The sequence below is a fragment of the Acinetobacter sp. 2JN-4 genome (assembly GCF_003687745.1).
Taxonomy (GTDB): domain Bacteria; phylum Pseudomonadota; class Gammaproteobacteria; order Pseudomonadales; family Moraxellaceae; genus Acinetobacter; species Acinetobacter halotolerans.
Genome location: NZ_RDNY01000003.1, coordinates 69,051 through 84,292, shown reverse-complemented (window position 1 = coordinate 84,292; position 15,242 = coordinate 69,051). Strand labels below are relative to the sequence as shown.

At 39.2% G+C, this 15,242-nt stretch carries 16 protein-coding genes; 8 read left to right on the top strand and 8 right to left on the bottom strand.

The features are described from left to right. Nucleotides 1-17: 17 nt before the first annotated feature. Nucleotides 18-290 (bottom strand): YeaC family protein, encoded by a 273-nt coding sequence (locus EAH57_RS05605; RefSeq protein WP_004911635.1) that lies wholly within the window; start codon nt 288-290, stop codon nt 18-20. After that, the gene (locus EAH57_RS05600) at nt 287-1,195 is read right to left on the bottom strand and encodes an NAD(+) kinase (RefSeq protein ID WP_171407389.1); all 909 of its coding nucleotides are present in this window, start codon (nt 1,193-1,195) and stop codon (nt 287-289) included. The genes EAH57_RS05605 and EAH57_RS05600 overlap by 4 nt, the downstream gene beginning before the upstream one ends. A gap of 232 nt (nt 1,196-1,427) precedes the next feature. Here EAH57_RS05600 and mrcB point away from each other — a divergent pair, with 232 nt between their 5' ends. Together mrcB and EAH57_RS05590 are read left to right on the top strand one after the other, a co-directional pair. Further along, nucleotides 1,428-3,827: a penicillin-binding protein 1B gene (gene mrcB / locus EAH57_RS05595; RefSeq protein WP_121929200.1), complete on the top strand. Its 2,400-nt coding sequence runs from the start codon at nt 1,428-1,430 to the stop codon at nt 3,825-3,827. Between the two features lie 19 nt (nt 3,828-3,846). Next, entirely contained in the window at nt 3,847-4,407 is a 561-nt protein-coding gene (locus tag EAH57_RS05590; protein WP_121929199.1) for a tetratricopeptide repeat protein, read from the top strand. Nucleotides 4,408-4,415: 8 nt separating this feature from the next. On the opposite strand, the gene EAH57_RS05585 is transcribed toward EAH57_RS05590, so the two are convergent. Beyond that, nucleotides 4,416-5,327 carry an NUDIX domain-containing protein gene (locus EAH57_RS05585; RefSeq protein WP_121929198.1) on the bottom strand — a complete coding sequence of 304 codons (912 nt, stop codon included), beginning with the start codon at nt 5,325-5,327 and terminating at the stop codon, nt 4,416-4,418. Between the two features lie 177 nt (nt 5,328-5,504). On the opposite strand from EAH57_RS05585, the gene hemP reads away from it, so the two are divergent. After that, the gene (gene hemP / locus EAH57_RS05580; RefSeq protein ID WP_004670732.1) at nt 5,505-5,675 is read left to right on the top strand and encodes a hemin uptake protein HemP; all 171 of its coding nucleotides are present in this window, start codon (nt 5,505-5,507) and stop codon (nt 5,673-5,675) included. Between the two features lie 84 nt (nt 5,676-5,759). Here the strand turns inward: hemP and EAH57_RS05575 are convergent, their stop codons facing one another. Together EAH57_RS05575 and tsaA are read right to left on the bottom strand one after the other, a co-directional pair. Then, entirely contained in the window at nt 5,760-7,538 is a 1,779-nt protein-coding gene (locus EAH57_RS05575; RefSeq protein ID WP_121929423.1) for a GspE/PulE family protein, read from the bottom strand. Nucleotides 7,539-7,581: 43 nt separating this feature from the next. Continuing rightward, nucleotides 7,582-8,322: a tRNA (N6-threonylcarbamoyladenosine(37)-N6)-methyltransferase TrmO gene (gene tsaA, locus EAH57_RS05570; protein ID WP_213071142.1), complete on the bottom strand. Its 741-nt coding sequence runs from the start codon at nt 8,320-8,322 to the stop codon at nt 7,582-7,584. Between the two features lie 100 nt (nt 8,323-8,422). Here tsaA and EAH57_RS05565 point away from each other — a divergent pair, with 100 nt between their 5' ends. Next, the gene (locus tag EAH57_RS05565) at nt 8,423-9,202 is read left to right on the top strand and encodes a ferredoxin--NADP reductase (protein WP_121929196.1); all 780 of its coding nucleotides are present in this window, start codon (nt 8,423-8,425) and stop codon (nt 9,200-9,202) included. 98 nt (nt 9,203-9,300) lie between these two features. Here EAH57_RS05565 and EAH57_RS05560 read toward each other — a convergent pair whose 3' ends face one another. Continuing rightward, nucleotides 9,301-9,861 (bottom strand): TetR/AcrR family transcriptional regulator, encoded by a 561-nt coding sequence (locus EAH57_RS05560; RefSeq protein WP_121929195.1) that lies wholly within the window; start codon nt 9,859-9,861, stop codon nt 9,301-9,303. A 451-nt stretch (nt 9,862-10,312) separates the two neighbouring features. On the opposite strand from EAH57_RS05560, the gene EAH57_RS05555 reads away from it, so the two are divergent. Then, nucleotides 10,313-11,173: a hypothetical protein gene (locus tag EAH57_RS05555; RefSeq protein ID WP_121929194.1), complete on the top strand. Its 861-nt coding sequence runs from the start codon at nt 10,313-10,315 to the stop codon at nt 11,171-11,173. Between the two features lie 61 nt (nt 11,174-11,234). Here the strand turns inward: EAH57_RS05555 and EAH57_RS05550 are convergent, their stop codons facing one another. Beyond that, a complete protein-coding gene (locus EAH57_RS05550) occupies nt 11,235-12,113 on the bottom strand; it encodes an NAD(P)/FAD-dependent oxidoreductase (RefSeq protein WP_121929193.1) in 879 nt (292 codons plus the stop codon). A gap of 106 nt (nt 12,114-12,219) precedes the next feature. On the opposite strand from EAH57_RS05550, the gene EAH57_RS05545 reads away from it, so the two are divergent. Both EAH57_RS05545 and EAH57_RS05540 read left to right on the top strand, forming a co-directional pair. Further along, nucleotides 12,220-12,675: an Rrf2 family transcriptional regulator gene (locus EAH57_RS05545; RefSeq protein WP_121929192.1), complete on the top strand. Its 456-nt coding sequence runs from the start codon at nt 12,220-12,222 to the stop codon at nt 12,673-12,675. A gap of 116 nt (nt 12,676-12,791) precedes the next feature. Continuing rightward, entirely contained in the window at nt 12,792-13,247 is a 456-nt protein-coding gene (locus EAH57_RS05540) for a DUF441 domain-containing protein (protein WP_121929191.1), read from the top strand. A 97-nt stretch (nt 13,248-13,344) separates the two neighbouring features. Here the strand turns inward: EAH57_RS05540 and EAH57_RS05535 are convergent, their stop codons facing one another. Next, nucleotides 13,345-14,265, bottom strand: coding sequence for a LysR family transcriptional regulator (locus tag EAH57_RS05535; protein ID WP_171407388.1), 921 nt, complete (start codon nt 14,263-14,265; stop codon nt 13,345-13,347). A 286-nt stretch (nt 14,266-14,551) separates the two neighbouring features. Between EAH57_RS05535 and EAH57_RS05530 the strand changes: the two genes are divergently transcribed. Then, complete coding sequence (locus tag EAH57_RS05530; protein ID WP_121929189.1) at nt 14,552-15,226, top strand: epoxyqueuosine reductase QueH; 675 nt, start codon at nt 14,552-14,554, stop codon at nt 15,224-15,226. Nucleotides 15,227-15,242 lie beyond the last annotated feature (16 nt).

Below are 15,242 nucleotides of genomic sequence, written 5' to 3'. Positions count from 1 at the left end.
TTGTTTAGACAAGCAGTTTACACAAATCGAATCGGTTTAAACTCAGGTTCATTTTTGTGATGATCATCATCACACTCCTCGCCTTCTTCTTTCGTACCACGATCGATATAACCACTACGCTGTTCTTCTGGAAGGTTTTCCATTTCCCATGCATACACAGCTTGCATACAAATTTCGCGCTGCTCTTTGGTTAAAGCGATACCATTTGGCCATTTACCAATTTCAACGGCAGTTTTTAGACGCTCAACAATCTCAGGATTTAAAATAGCGAGCATTTGTTCAATATTCATGAGTCGTCCTGCTGAAAAGATTCAAAGTCTTGGTTCCACCCCAATTTGGTACGACATGCCATATAAAAGTCATAGCCAGGCGGATGTAATAAGCTAAGTTTAAACGGATGTTTACGAATATGCACACTATCCCCGACATTTAGTGCAACACTATGTTGGCCATCCGCACTCACCATTGGTAAAACACGATTTTCTCGAATAACAATTTTGATCTCACTTTGACCACCGACAACAATGGGGCGAGATGATAATGTATGCGGGTGCATCGGTACTAAAGCAATTGCATCCATACTTGGATGCACAATTGGTCCACCACCTGAAAGCGAATATGCAGTTGAACCTGTTGGTGTCGAAACAATTAAACCGTCACTATGCTGACGATATACATACTGCCCATCAATATTCAGCTCAAAATCAATCATATGAACAGATTTACCTGAATGCAGAACGACATCATTGAGCGCAATAGCATCATAAATCGTTTCACCATTGGTACGAACTTCCATTTCTAGTAAGAAACGGCGATCCAATTGGAAATGACCTTGTAGAACTTGATCGAGTTTAAAAATCGCTTCAGCAGGTTTGATATCAGTTAAGAAGCCTAATCGACCACGGTTAATCCCGATTACAGGTGTATTATGCCGCACTAACGCACGAGCAGCATGGAGTAGCGAACCATCCCCCCCCACTACAATCACTAAATCGACGACCTCACCAAGCAGGTTACGGCTTACGGTCTGCCCATGGCTATAAGGTACAAGTTTAGATGTTTCCTGATCAAAAACAGGATTTAAACCCAAAGTGATCAAATGATCATGGATTAAACATAACGTTTCTACAACAGAATATTTATCTGGTCGCCCAATTAGACCAATATTTCGAAAGGATTTATGTGAAATTTGCACGAAAAATTTGGCTCCGCTGCGATTCCTGCCTATCATATCACTAACAATCAATGTTGCGTTGATGATTGATTAAAAAGTATAAAAATGTCTATTGCTTATTTTTATACGATGAATATCAATAGTTTCTGAATTTTTTTATTGCATGTTGCTATTTATTCACAGTTTTATGATTGCAAATTACTGATAAGCTATCGCATCATTACTCCCATTGTTTTGGTTTTAACGCAAATCTATGAAGTGTGAACGTGGTATTGGTTTTATAACACTAATTTTTTCAATTTTAGTGATTGGTATTTTTGTTGCCTTTAGCATCTATCTGATTCGCTTGGATAGTATTATTCGCAATAAGTTTGAAGGCCAGCGCTGGGACATCCCCGCTAAGGTTTTTGCTCGCCCATTAGAAATTTATGCGAATGCGCCTATTACTCAAGAAAATTTCATCCAAGAATTGAAATTACTGGGTTATAAAAACACGTCAAACTATGAAAAATCAGGTAGCTATGTTACACAAGGCAACCAGATGTATGTGCATACCCGTGGTTTTGACTATGGTGACAGTACTGAACCTGAACAGGTACTAGAAATTGGTTTCTCAAGTGATCGTGTTGGAGATATTCGTTCGACTAAACCCTCAAGTACAGGGATCGCTCGTTTAGAACCACTATTGATCGGCGGTATTTATCCGCAACACAATGAAGATCGCGTACTGATTAAATTAGATAAAGTACCCAAAACATTGATCGAAGCATTGATTTCGACGGAAGATCGTAACTTTTACAATCATCATGGTGTTTCTGTCAGAGGAACAGCACGTGCTCTGGTCAGTAATGCGACAGGAGGTCGACGCCAAGGTGGTTCGACTTTAACGCAACAATTGGTGAAGAACTTTTATCTTTCCCCTGAAAAAACCCTTAAACGTAAAGTAAATGAAGCCCTGATGGCTTTATTAATTGAGTTTCACTACAGCAAAGATGAAATTCTTGAAACCTATCTGAATGAAGTAAATTTAGGTCAAAATGGCAATTATTCAATTAATGGCTATGGTCTCGCTTCACAATTTTATTTTGGCTTGCCATTACGTGAGCTTAATATTTCACAACAAGCGTTCTTGGTTGGTCTAGTACAAGGTCCATCGTTATATAACCCTTGGCGCAACCCTAAAAATGCAAAAAAACGTCGTGATGTCGTGTTAAATAACATGTTGGTCATGGGTTATCTAACAGAATCTGAATATCAAGACGAAATTGCCCGTCCTTTAAATGTAATTAGTAAACCTACGATTGGACCTGCAAAATTCCCTGATTTCCTTGATATTGTACGTCGCCAATTGCGAACAGAATATCAAGAAAGTGATATCACCAATCAAGGTTTAAGAATTTTCACGACCTTAGACCCGATTGCACAAACCAAAGTTCAAAATGTGTTTAAAAATTCGGTCGAGCGTTTAGCACAAAGAAACCCAGCACGTTTGAAGAATTTGCAAGGTGCTGTTTTAGTGGCACACCCTGAAAATGGTGAACTGATTGCAGCAGTGGGTTCAACACAGGATTTTACAGGTTTTAACCGAACACTTGATGCGAAACGTCAAGTCGGTTCACTCTTGAAACCCGTCATTTATCTCAATGCAATTGAATCTGGTCGCTATACTTGGGCGAGTCCGATTGAAGATACTGCGGTAAATATTCCGATTGATGGTGGTAAAGGTTGGTCACCAAAGAACTATAGTGGTAACGAAAATGGGGTTGTGCCAATGCAACAAGCTTTGGCGAATTCCTATAACCTTTCTACTGTGCGCTTAGCGAATGAATTTGGTCTATCAACATTTAGCAATAAGTTAAAGCAATTTGGTGTCAGCTCAGATATCCCAGCATATCCATCAATTTATTTAGGGGCAGTCAATATGTCACCGATGGAAGTGCTTGGCATTTATGGTAACTTTGCAACGGGTGGTTTCAAATATCCACCGCGTTCGATTCGTACTGTGGTTGATGCACAAGGACGTTTGCTCGATCGATATGGTTTAAATGTTCAGCAAACTATCGATCCAGCTGCCGCTTATATTTTAAACTATGGTTTACAACAAGTAATGCGCACAGGGACTGGTCGCTCTGTGTACAACAGTTTACCTGAATCATTAAATCTTGCTGGAAAATCAGGTACAACCAATGATACCCGAGACTCTTGGTTTGCTGGTTATTCTGGCAATCATGTTGCTGTCGTTTGGTTAGGTCTAGATGATAACAAAGTGACAGGGTTAACAGGTTCTTCTGGAGCGCTCCCAGTTTGGACCAATGTGATGAAACAACTTCGCCAAGAACCTGTCAATCTACGCCAAACAGACAATGTACAATGGCAATGGATTGACCGTAACAGCGGCGATCTTTCTGCTCAAGGTTGTGAGGGAGCGATGTATATTCCACTGCTCCGTCAAACTGTGCCGCGCCGTGCAACGCTTTGTGGGCAATCGCATTACGAAGTTGAGCCAACCTATATACCTCAAAATGATGGAACAGCTGATGATGACAGCATCAGTAATTACATTCGTGAAACTGAAAACCAAATGGATACTGACTTATCCAATCACACCTCTACACGCGTTATTTCTAGCGGTAGTTATAACGGTGAGAACTAATCTAAAAGGATGATTGGACATGATTAAGAAAGCAACGTTCGCTGTTGGGATACTAGTACTAACTGGCTGTACGATAACACCTGAGCGTCCAGCACCTCAAACACCACAGCCGAAGGCAACTGATAGCCAGAAGAAAATTACGCCACCTTCTTCTGGTGTCAAAATCACGCCTTATGAGCAAAAAGAGATTAAACGACAAACTGTTCCAGTTATCGTTGTGCCTGAACAGAAAGTCCAACAAAGATTTAGTAATGACGGCTCTCAGCTACCAGCTTTTAAAACGCTAATGCAAAAAACCCAAACAGCGTATAAGCAAAAGCAATTTGCGGATGCAGAACGTTTTGCGCTTCAAGCTCAACGCATCGCGCCCCAAGCGGCGGAGACCTATTTATATTTGGGATTAATCGCGGATCAGCGTAAACAGTATGCCAATGCAGAGGCACTGGCTCGCCGTGGTTTAAGTTATGCTCAGAGCAATAGTATGAAGAAGCAACTCTGGTTAATCGTGCTGCGTGCGAGTGAAGCACGTAACCACCCCGTTAAAGCCCAAGAAGCGAGAAGAGCAATTCAGGCGCTTTAAGCAGCGATTCAATTTATTGACTCAAAATGGCGAATCCCAGCAAGCCCATAAGCATTATGTTTTTGGGCTTTTTCTAAATCTTCGGGCGCAACGCCACCTAAGGCAAACACTGGAATATCACTATTTTTGGCTAACTGCTCAAAACCACTCCACCCTAATACTTTCGCATCGGGGTGTGTATCCGTTGAATTTACAGTGCTTAAGAACACTGCATCACAACCAATTTGCTGCGCATGTTGTAAAGACACCGCATCGTGACAAGCAGCAATCAAACGCTTTCCGACAGGTAATTCAGCTTTTTTTAAACTCAATAATTGTGATTGTTTTAGATGAATCGTTTGTATTTTCGTTTGAATTACGGCATTCAACTGCTGCCAAATATCAAAGTTAAGGATTAATTTTGCAAGTTGCTCATCCGATAAAGCAAATAATTGTGCTTCGATTTGATCAACATCTTGCGACTGTATACGCCAATAGAACAAACAATCACTTTCAGGCAGCGCCATGAGTTCCGAACTGACTTTAATCAAGTGCGGCCACATTAACCTTTGAAGAATCTGCGTATTCGCTTTAGGAAAGTTAAGCTCTGCTAACTGATCTCGACTATACCAAGTCCATGGTTGGTGTATCAGATCAAGTAGCTCATCAGGAACATAAGCATGAAATAAATGTAAATGAACGATCACATCATCATATTCATGTCGTATCACATCAAAAACATGCCAGTTTTTTATGCCTATACCGACTTCTTCGTATATTTCACGACGACACGCTTGTTCAGGCGTTTCACCCTGCTCAACCTTCCCACCAGGAAACTCATGTTTATTGCCTTGATGTTGACTCGCCTGTCGCCATCCCACCAATATTTTTGATTTATGTAATAAAATTGCGATCGCAACATTGACTGTATTCTTTGACATCAAAGTCTTATATTCCTCATCTATATGTAGCAATTTTAAGTAATTTGTTAAGCCATTCACACTTGCAAAATAAAAATAATAAATGATTTTGTAAATAGACAAAAATTTACGTTGACAGGCTTATTCGATAATGATTATCATTTAAAACATTAAAAGACATACCACGGAGTATAACAAATGAACGCACCATTCAGCCTTTTTACACGCAGCACAGATTCAGCACAATCATTGCCAATGCTGCACTCGAACAACCTTTTTGCCTTAGGACGTGAAATACGTATCATGCATGCTGGAGAAGAATATCGCTTACGCTTGACTCGAAACAATCGCCTGATTTTAACGAAGTAATATAATAAAAATCAGAGAATAAAAAAACGTGGGAATAGCAGTATGTCAGCGCGTACTGCTTTTTTTTTGCTTGAAATAATTGTATTAATTTAAAGGAACAACTCTCAGCACTTCTTCTAAAGTCGTTACACCCTCTATGACTTTACGTGCCCCCGCGATTCTTAAAGGTTCAACCCCTTCTTTTTTCGCTTGAGCTTTCAAATCATTCAATGTGCCATTTGCACTGATCTGTGTTTTCAACTCCAAACTTACAGGCATAAATTCATAAATACCCACTCGCCCTTTATAGCCAGTCTGGCGACATACATCACAACCGACAGCTTTATACATGGTACTTGGCATATCCATAATGTAGTCGAATGTTAAGTGTTCCCATTCCTGCTCATTGATTGCGGTTTCTTGCTTGCAGTGTGGACACAGTTGACGCACTAAACGCTGTGCAAGCACGCCAAGAATCGTGGCTGCAGTTAGGAATGGCTGTACACCCAAATCATGCAAGCGGGTTAAGCTTGATGGTGCATCATTGGTATGTAGTGTTGATAATACCAAATGCCCTGTTAATGCAGCTTGAATTGCCATATTGGCGGTATCATGGTCACGAATTTCACCGACCATAATAATATCGGGGTCTTGACGCATTAGGGCGCGAACCCCATCGGCAAAGCCCAGTTCAATATTGGGATTTACCTGCATTTGGTTAAAGCTCGGCTCAAGCATTTCAATCGGGTCTTCAATGGTACAGACATTAACTTGTTCGGTTGCAAGCTGTTTGAGAGAAGAATACAGTGTCGTGGTTTTACCTGAGCCTGTAGGCCCCGTCACCAAGATAATACCGTGACTGTGCTGTGTAAGTTGCTGCCAACTTTGTAATAAATGCCCCTCAAAACCCAATTGTTGAAAACTGCGAACCAAGACTTCTGGATCAAAAATCCGCATCACCAACTTTTCGCCAAATGCAGTAGGCAAAGTTGAAAGACGGAGTTCAGTTTCTTGCCCTTTTGGTGTTCGTGTTTTTAAACGGCCATCTTGAGGTTTTCGTTTTTCAGCGACATTCATTCGCCCTAAGATTTTGATACGCGAAATCACGGCGGTCAGTGTATTTGCAGGCATATTATAAATGGTGTGTAAAACCCCATCGATACGAAAACGCACCTTGCCTTTGTCTTTTCTTGGTTCTAAGTGAATATCGCTCGCGCCCTGTTCAAAGGCAAATTGCAGCACCCAATCCACTAGCTTGACAATATGTTGATCATTCGCATCAGGGGTTTGCGTATCCCCTAACTGTAATAGAGCCTCAACACCTTTATTATCACGATCAAAAGCACTGGTATTTTGTGACGAGTTTACAGCACGACTGACTTGATAATATTCATGCAGATAACGTTGTAATTGTTCAGGATTTAATAAAACTCGCTCAATCTTTTTAGGCGCCAAACTACGCTGTAAGTTATTTTCCCATTCCGAAGTAAAAGGTTGATCCGTACCAATCAGAATACGATCAGCATGTACTTCAACAGCCAAAATATGATTTCTAACAGCGAACTCTTGCGACATCACACTGGTTAAAGCAGCAACATCCGCTTTTAAAGGATCAATCACAAACATGGGCAAAGCCGCTTTTTCCGCCAACCACTGACACAAACGATGCAGAGTTAGCGTTGCAGCAGGATTTAGCTGATCTTTTAAATTAAAATTGGCAATCCATTGTAAGGGATGCCATTTCAATTGTTCTTTTTGACGGTGTGTGGTTTGGATTAACAACTTATCTCGTTCAGTAATACGACCATCTTTTTGTAGTTGCTCTAAGCACCACGTCACATCAATCGTAAAAGAAAAGTTCGTAAATTTTGCCTCAGCTTGCATGACCGTAATTTCCCCAAATTTATGAATCATTTATATTTTTAAATTAAATTATAGTGGACTGCTCTACACTCACCACTGTGACATTCTTTTCATCGACTGTAAAACGAATATTCAAGTGAGCGAAACACATCCCATACACCCGCTCAGCATCTTCTTGATACGCCGGACGAGGATCTAAAGATAACACTTGTTCAAGTTCATCTAATATCTTTTTATCTAGAATAGCCTGATTTAACAGTTGTTTTTGCTGTAGCGAAGCAGTTTCTGCCCATATGACGTCCTTACGGATCGGCTCATCTTGAGCATAACCACTGATCGATCCCTCAATTGCATCTGAATATTGAATATAAGGCTTAATATCAAGAATTGGTGTGCCATGTAATAAATCACTACCTGTGACGTATAAACGAATCACTTTTCCGTGCTTCTCGACACGAAGAAAACGAACCACAGACAAACCAATCGGTGATGGACGATACATACTTCTCGTCGCAAAAACACCTATTTTTTGGTTACCCCCGAGACGCGGTGGACGGACTTGTGCACGAAATTTAGGCGTTTGATTCGGAGCACTATCATTTTGTTTATTCTCATGAAACTGCCACAACAACCACAAATGACTAAAATCGTCTATTCCCTCAAATGCCAAAATCTCATTATAAGGTTCAACCATCTCTATGTACGACTCGATTTGCACCAAGTTTGGCTGCCTTGGAATGCCGAATTTCTCACGATAAGGAGAATGCATATAACCGATTATCGGCATCATTACAGAGTTACTCATCACTTTTTCTGATAAACACAATTAAATATATTCAGTTTATCGAGAATGATTTTAGATTAGAATAGCAATCTGTTTCTTTTATATGTGATCGAGACCTTTAATGGCTGCTTTTAACGTTGAACGCATTACTCATGTTCACCACTGGAATGACACTCTTTTCAGCTTTAAAACAACACGCGATACGAGCCTACGTTTTAAAAATGGTCAGTTCGTGATGATCGGACTTGAAGTGAATGGCAAGCCTTTAATGCGTGCTTATTCGATCGCAAGTGCGAATTATGAAGAAGAGTTAGAGTTCTTCTCAATTAAAGTACAAGATGGTCCACTCACCTCGATCTTACAAAAAGTAGAAATAGGTGATGAAATCCTGATTTCTAAAAAACCGACAGGTACTTTAGTACACGACGATTTGTTACCAGGTAAAAATTTATATCTTTTATCTTCTGGTACAGGACTTGCGCCATTCCTTTCTCTACTTCGTGATCCAGAAACTTACGAAAAGTTTGAGAAAGTCATCATGGTGCATGGTACGCGTTATATTTCAGAACTTGCTTACCAAGACCTGATTCTCAATGAGCTTCCAAACCATGAGTTTTTTGAAGAATTAGGCATCAAAGATAAATTGATTTACTACCCAACTGTAACGCGCGAACCGTTCCACACTCAAGGTCGTGTAACGACAGCGATTGAGACTGGTGAACTGTTTGAGAAAATTGGTTTACCTCGTTTTAATCGTGAAACTGACCGCGCAATGCTTTGTGGCAGCCCAGCTTTCCTAAAAGATGTAGCTGCGCTACTTGATCAGCATGGCTTAGTCGAATCACCACGTATGGGTGTTATGGGCGATTATGTGATTGAGCGCGCATTTGTTGAGAAGTAATTTTCAGATGATATCTAAAAGAAACCGAGTCAATTGACTCGGTTTCTTTTATTTAGCTTAAATTCATGATAAATAAAAATTAAGTTAAAAATGATGACTTAGGCTGCATCCAAAGTAATTAATCGTTCAATATAAGACCAACATTCTGCAATTTCAGTATGATCTTTGCTTACTTTTGCATACGCTGTCATACCATCTAAAATATTTATATACATAGATGTCATTACATGCGGTTGGTCAACCTTTGCCTTTTCGAACAAATCCTCAAGCAATCCCATTAACCACTCTCTATACGCTACAATTGGACCAATAATGGATGGGTATTGTTGTAAGATTTCCAATGATGCTTTTTGAAACATACATCCATGAAAATCATCAGAATTGAACCAACCTAAGTGCCAAAAATAGACCGCTTTAATTTTACCCAAGTAATCATCTTCTTTGAGTAAGTTAATTTCTTGCTCAATCGCTTCTTGAATACTTTTATTTCTTCGAGATAAACACTCCTCGATCAAAATTTCTTTGGAAGGAAAGTATTTATAGAACGTCATTTTTGCAACGTTGGACTCAGCAATAATTCGATCTACGCCGACTGAACTGAAACTATGACGATTAAAAAGGTTTAGAGCCGTTGCAATAATATCTTCTTTTTTTGACATTTTATTATCCTTTTTAGAATTCTTTAAAAAAAATTAATGTATTATTTAGGCATGGTTTATAAGCTGGACAATTCTGGCAACCATGCTTTTTCATATTATGTTAAGATCATTACAGAAAATACAAGTTTTTCCTTATTATCTCTCTTATAAATTAAGCAAAAATGAGGTTATAAACAAGCAGATTTGTAAAAAAAGTTTTCTATTTCAAAAAAAATTAAAATATATTGTGCATTAATTCACCTTTTAGTGCAATTTTGATTAATTATCAATCTAAATTGAGATTATTTAGCTTATTGAAAAAATTGATTTCACAAAAAATTCATCTTATATTTAATTTATCCAATAAAAATATCTTTGGTTGGGCCAATAGTTATATTCATAAGCAACCAAAAAAATCGAACTATACCATTGGAAAAGCAATAATATTTATTAATTCATTGAGTAAAAAACTATGCCAAAAAAATTTGAAAACTTTGACAACCCTAGACAGAAAGCTATAGACGGAATGAAAAATAGTATTTCTGCCGATGCATGGAACAACAATGTGAATTTTCTGAAGACATTAAGAGCAGAAATTTCAAATCATCCAGTATCTAAACATCCCGCGATCCAACTTCTAAATGACGGTTTAATTGATAAGGAGACCTTAAAACACATTCATTTAGAATATCGCCATGCAATCGTACAAGTATTTACCGATGCTTTGCTGATGGCGCAATTCCAAACAAAACAATTAGAACCTCGACTATTATCTGGCTCCAAAATGTATCCTCGTTTTTTATTAAATCTTAATATATTAGATGAGTTTGGTTTCCGCCCTGCACTCGATAAAGATGAATATTATTCTGGAAATCCAGAATATGCACATTATCCATTATTTGAAGACGTCCTTGATGATTTTGAATTAACTCAAGCGGAACGCAATAACTATTTACCTTCAATCATCGCGCAAAAAGTTCGTGCATATCTAGAAAACTCTTTTCATTGCTATCGTGCAGTCACGGCATTATTAGCTGTAGCAGAAGAAGAAGTGATTTTATTTAGTCCGGCGCTTCGTCAAGCAACCCATTGTGTTGGCTTTGATGTAAGTAGCGGATATTATCACGTGCATGGCGTCTCGCATGATGCAACATCTGAAGCCGCAGACGATGATCATGAGGATGATTTATGGTTTGTCCTTGCTCAAGCATGTACTGAAGCCGATTATGCATCTATTCGTAAAATTTGCTTTGAGTACTGTGATTTATGGCAACAATTTTGGGATGAACAAATTGTGAGCTATCAATATGAAGCGAACAGAAAGTTAGCTTAGAATTAAAATCAATCAAAGGTCATCTCCATTTTTCTCATGGAAAATGACCTTTAAGTTTTAGTTAAAATATAAGCGATCTATGTGCTGCCACACCCGCCATTGTTCCATCCCCAACAGCGAGTGATACCGAACCACCCAATCGTGCTACATCCCCGCAGGCAAAAATGCCAGCCACAGATGTTTCTTTTAGCGCATTGGTTTTAATCACCTCACCCATTACATTTTTCTCTATTTCACAGCCTAAATGTGCTATCCAATCTTGTGAAATTAAACATTGAGTTGTCACAAAAATACCATCCATTAAAAGATGTTCTTCATTTTCAAGAATAATCTCACTTTGCCCCACGATTTCCTTAATGATTCGTTGTTCAATAATGACACCGCGCTCAATAAGTTGTGCCTGTATTTCTGCCTCGATTTTTTGTCCATTTAAAAAGAAAGTCACACTACCCCATTCAGGCAACATCATCGCCATATGCGCAGCGTTTTCTGAGCTGGCAATAAGACCAATAGATCCTTGGTTGAGTTCATAGCCATGACAATAAGGACAATGAAAAATACTTTTGCCCCAACGCTCCGCAAGTCCTTTGATTTCAGGTAGTTGATCTTTCACGCCTGTTGCTATAATGATTTTTTTCGCGCTGACTGCATGTGTTCCATCAATACAAAGATGAAAGTTATCGTCTTTGTGTTCAATCCGTTTGACGAGTCCATCCATCCAATCTACAGTTTTATACTGAAGTAATTGTTGCTTTCCAATTTGGGCTATCTCACTCGCTGCAGTACCATCTTGTGTCAGAAAGCCATGTGAATAATTTGCAAAACGATTTCTACGCTGCCCTGCATCGATGACCACAACACCTCTTCTCGCTCGTCCTAGAGGTAACGCTGCAGCTAAGCCCGCATAACTCCCTCCAATGATTGCAACATCGTAATTCATTTCAACACCATTAAGTAACTTTTAAAGTTACAGTAATACTTTTTATTTTTGTTTGCAACTTTTAATGTTACATTAGATATCCTTCTCTAAGTTCGATCTTTTTCATATGCGTCTCGATAGCAAACTTTCTCGTATGCTGCATGTACTGCTTCACATGGCTAGGGAGAATAAAATTTTTACTTCAGAAGAGATCGCCCACATGCTTTCAACCAATGCTGTAGTGGTTAGGCGCACGATGGCTGGATTAAAGACCGCTGGTTTTATCCGATCAGAAAAAGGACCTAAAGGTGGTTGGCATCTTATTGCCGATTTAGAAAAAGTAACTTTACTAGATATTTATAATGCAGTGGGTGAACCAACAATTTTTGCTATGGGTAATGAAAGACAAAATCCAGAGTGTGGTGTCGAACGTGTTGTAAATGCAGCCTTAGAAGATGCAATTCAACAGGCACAAGATATTCTTTTAGCAAAATTAAAAGCAACGACACTTGCTGACCTTGCATACGAGTTTGATCAACTTTATCAAGCAAAAACGCATGACCACCATGCAGTAAAATCTTAATGTCGTCGTATTCAAGATTATTCACAGAATTCGCTTACTTTGCGATCATGTAAATTATTAAAGAGCAGCCTGATAAATTGCGATACAATTCAACTTTATTTATAAATGACAGCGATATGTTTTCACAACTCGATATCAATCTATTGGTTTTGCTCATCTTACTCGCTGTTGGTGTTTTTAGTCATAATACTGCGGTGACGATTGCAACTGGGGTACTGATACTCGTAAAACTCACACCGTTAGAACAATTTTTCCCTTATATCCAACAACATGGCCTAAACATTGGAATTATTATTCTTACTATCGGCGTGCTTGCGCCTATTGCCAGCGGGAAAATAAGTGGCGAAGATATTTTAAAATCCTTTATCAGTGTGAAGTCTTTAATCGCGATTGCTATCGGACTATTGGTCGCTTGGCTGGGAGGTCGTGGTATGAAACTCATGACCAGCCAACCCGATGTCATCGCAGGCTTATTGATCGGAACTGTCGCTGGTGTTGCGTTACTGAGAGGCGTTCCTGTTGGTCCACTTATCGCCGCTGGGATTTTATCTGTTTTTATTGGGAAATCTTAATCTTCATAGTAAATCCGTTTTTGATAGAAAACCGTCTAACAGGCAGCTCAGAAAAATTAATTTCTCTCACCACCCATTCAACAGACGCTTGTTTTAACTATTTTTCATAATAAAAAGCTCGCTTCTGCGAAAATTTTTCTAACTGTTTTAAAAAGCCTTCAAAATAACTCTTATCTTTGTCTTCAGAACGATAGCCAGCATATAAAGTACGTCTTAGCCCTTGAGGTGAAACGCAATCCAAACGACGACTGACCACCCAACCTTTTTGCTCATATTCATTGACCACCCAATCAGGCAACGCAGCAATCCCTCGCCCACTTGCAACGAGCTGAATCAACATCTGCGTCAAATCGGTAGTTCGAATATGCTTAGGTTGAATATTTGCAGGAATGAACAAATGCGCCATGATGTCCAAACGATGTTTATCGACGGGATAAGTGATTAAGGTTTCTTCTGCCAAATCTTGTACAGAAACATGTTCCGCACGGACAAAAGGATGTGTGTTAGATAAGACCAAGCGTGACTCATATTCAAAGATTGGAAAATACGCGATCCCCTTGAGTGCAATCGGATCTGCCGTAATCAATAAATCAAATTCCGCATTTTGGAGTAATTCATGTGGGTTTGATTCAAAGCCTGCGGCAAAATCCAAATCGACATCGGGATATTGATGACGATATTGGTTTAATAAAGGCATCAACCAATCAAAACAACTATGACACTCAGATGAAAAGATGATCCGCCCTGTTTGCCCATGTACGATACGTGCAATATCAGTTTGGGTAATTTGTACCTGTGGCAATACATCATCTGCAAGTTTGAGCAAACGTTCTCCAACATTAGAAAAGGTCACTGGACGGCTACGGCGATTGACCACTTCGATACCATACCAATGATCAAGCTCTTTGAGTTGGTGAGAAATTGCCGAAGGGGTAAGACACAAATCAGCTGCGGCGGCAACCAAAGAACCATGCTCTCGTAATGCTGTTAATGTTTTTAAATGACGAAGTTCTAGCACGACATGAACCAAAAATGAATATATTTCATTTTAACACTAAATTAGTGAGATTGTCTCAACATGAGCTGTTTTTGATTAGTTTAATCGCAGTTGAATTTTACTCATTTTAAAAGTGATAATCTAGGATGTTGGCTTTAACACCTATTCTTGGGTAACCAAAATTTTTAGGACATGCTTTTATTAGAATAATTCAGTTCAACCTGAGAATATTTCATTTAATTCAAATTCAAGAAATGTATAAAGCCTTTACAATAGATGATTATTCACTTATTTATCTTTGTTTGCCATGTCTCTTGAACGTCAAAAGCTTACACTGCCTGAAGGTCACGATAAATTATTATTACATTCATGCTGCGCTCCCTGCTCAGGTGAGGTCATGGAAACATTAATCGACTCTGGTATCGACTTTTCGATCTTTTTTTATAATCCCAACATCCATCCAGTCAAAGAATATTTGATTCGTAAAGAAGAAAATATTCGTTTTGCAGAAAAGCATAATATTCCGTTTATTGACTGTGACTACGATACCGACAATTGGTTTGCACGTGCCAAAGGTATGGAAGACGAACCTGAGAAAGGCATTCGCTGCACCATGTGTTTTGATATGCGTTTCGAGAGAACTGCACTGTATGCCCATGAACATGGCTTTGGCTTAATCAGTAGTTCGTTGGGTATTTCGCGTTGGAAGAATATGCAGCAAATCAACGACTGTGGTCTTCGAGCCGCATCTCATTATCCAGAAATGCAATATTGGGATTATAACTGGCGTAAAAATGGTGGTGCTGTCAGGATGCTGGAAGTCAGTAAACGTGAGGAGTTCTATCAGCAAGAGTATTGTGGCTGTGTTTATTCACTCAGAGATACCAATCGCTGGCGTATGGGCAATGGACGCGATCGCATTAAACTCGGCGTAAAATTCTATAGCAATGCGATGGATGATGAACACAATGAATCAACTTGATGAATAGAATGAAAAG

Coding starts and splice junctions, on each gene's coding strand:
- EAH57_RS05565 (WP_121929196.1), top strand. CDS start 8,423: ATGGCTGCTTTTAACGTTGAACGCATTACTCATGTTCACCACTGGAAT.
- tsaA (WP_213071142.1), bottom strand. CDS start 8,322: ATGAGTAACTCTGTAATGATGCCGATAATCGGTTATATGCATTCTCCT.
- EAH57_RS05605 (WP_004911635.1), bottom strand. CDS start 290: ATGAATATTGAACAAATGCTCGCTATTTTAAATCCTGAGATTGTTGAG.
- EAH57_RS05590 (WP_121929199.1), top strand. CDS start 3,847: ATGATTAAGAAAGCAACGTTCGCTGTTGGGATACTAGTACTAACTGGC.
- EAH57_RS05550 (WP_121929193.1), bottom strand. CDS start 12,113: ATGAATTACGATGTTGCAATCATTGGAGGGAGTTATGCGGGCTTAGCT.
- EAH57_RS05585 (WP_121929198.1), bottom strand. CDS start 5,327: ATGTCAAAGAATACAGTCAATGTTGCGATCGCAATTTTATTACATAAA.
- EAH57_RS05545 (WP_121929192.1), top strand. CDS start 12,220: ATGCGTCTCGATAGCAAACTTTCTCGTATGCTGCATGTACTGCTTCAC.
- EAH57_RS05560 (WP_121929195.1), bottom strand. CDS start 9,861: ATGTCAAAAAAAGAAGATATTATTGCAACGGCTCTAAACCTTTTTAAT.
- EAH57_RS05575 (WP_121929423.1), bottom strand. CDS start 7,538: ATGCAAGCTGAGGCAAAATTTACGAACTTTTCTTTTACGATTGATGTG.
- EAH57_RS05530 (WP_121929189.1), top strand. CDS start 14,552: ATGTCTCTTGAACGTCAAAAGCTTACACTGCCTGAAGGTCACGATAAA.
- mrcB (WP_121929200.1), top strand. CDS start 1,428: ATGAAGTGTGAACGTGGTATTGGTTTTATAACACTAATTTTTTCAATT.
- EAH57_RS05555 (WP_121929194.1), top strand. CDS start 10,313: ATGCCAAAAAAATTTGAAAACTTTGACAACCCTAGACAGAAAGCTATA.
- hemP (WP_004670732.1), top strand. CDS start 5,505: ATGAACGCACCATTCAGCCTTTTTACACGCAGCACAGATTCAGCACAA.
- EAH57_RS05540 (WP_121929191.1), top strand. CDS start 12,792: ATGTTTTCACAACTCGATATCAATCTATTGGTTTTGCTCATCTTACTC.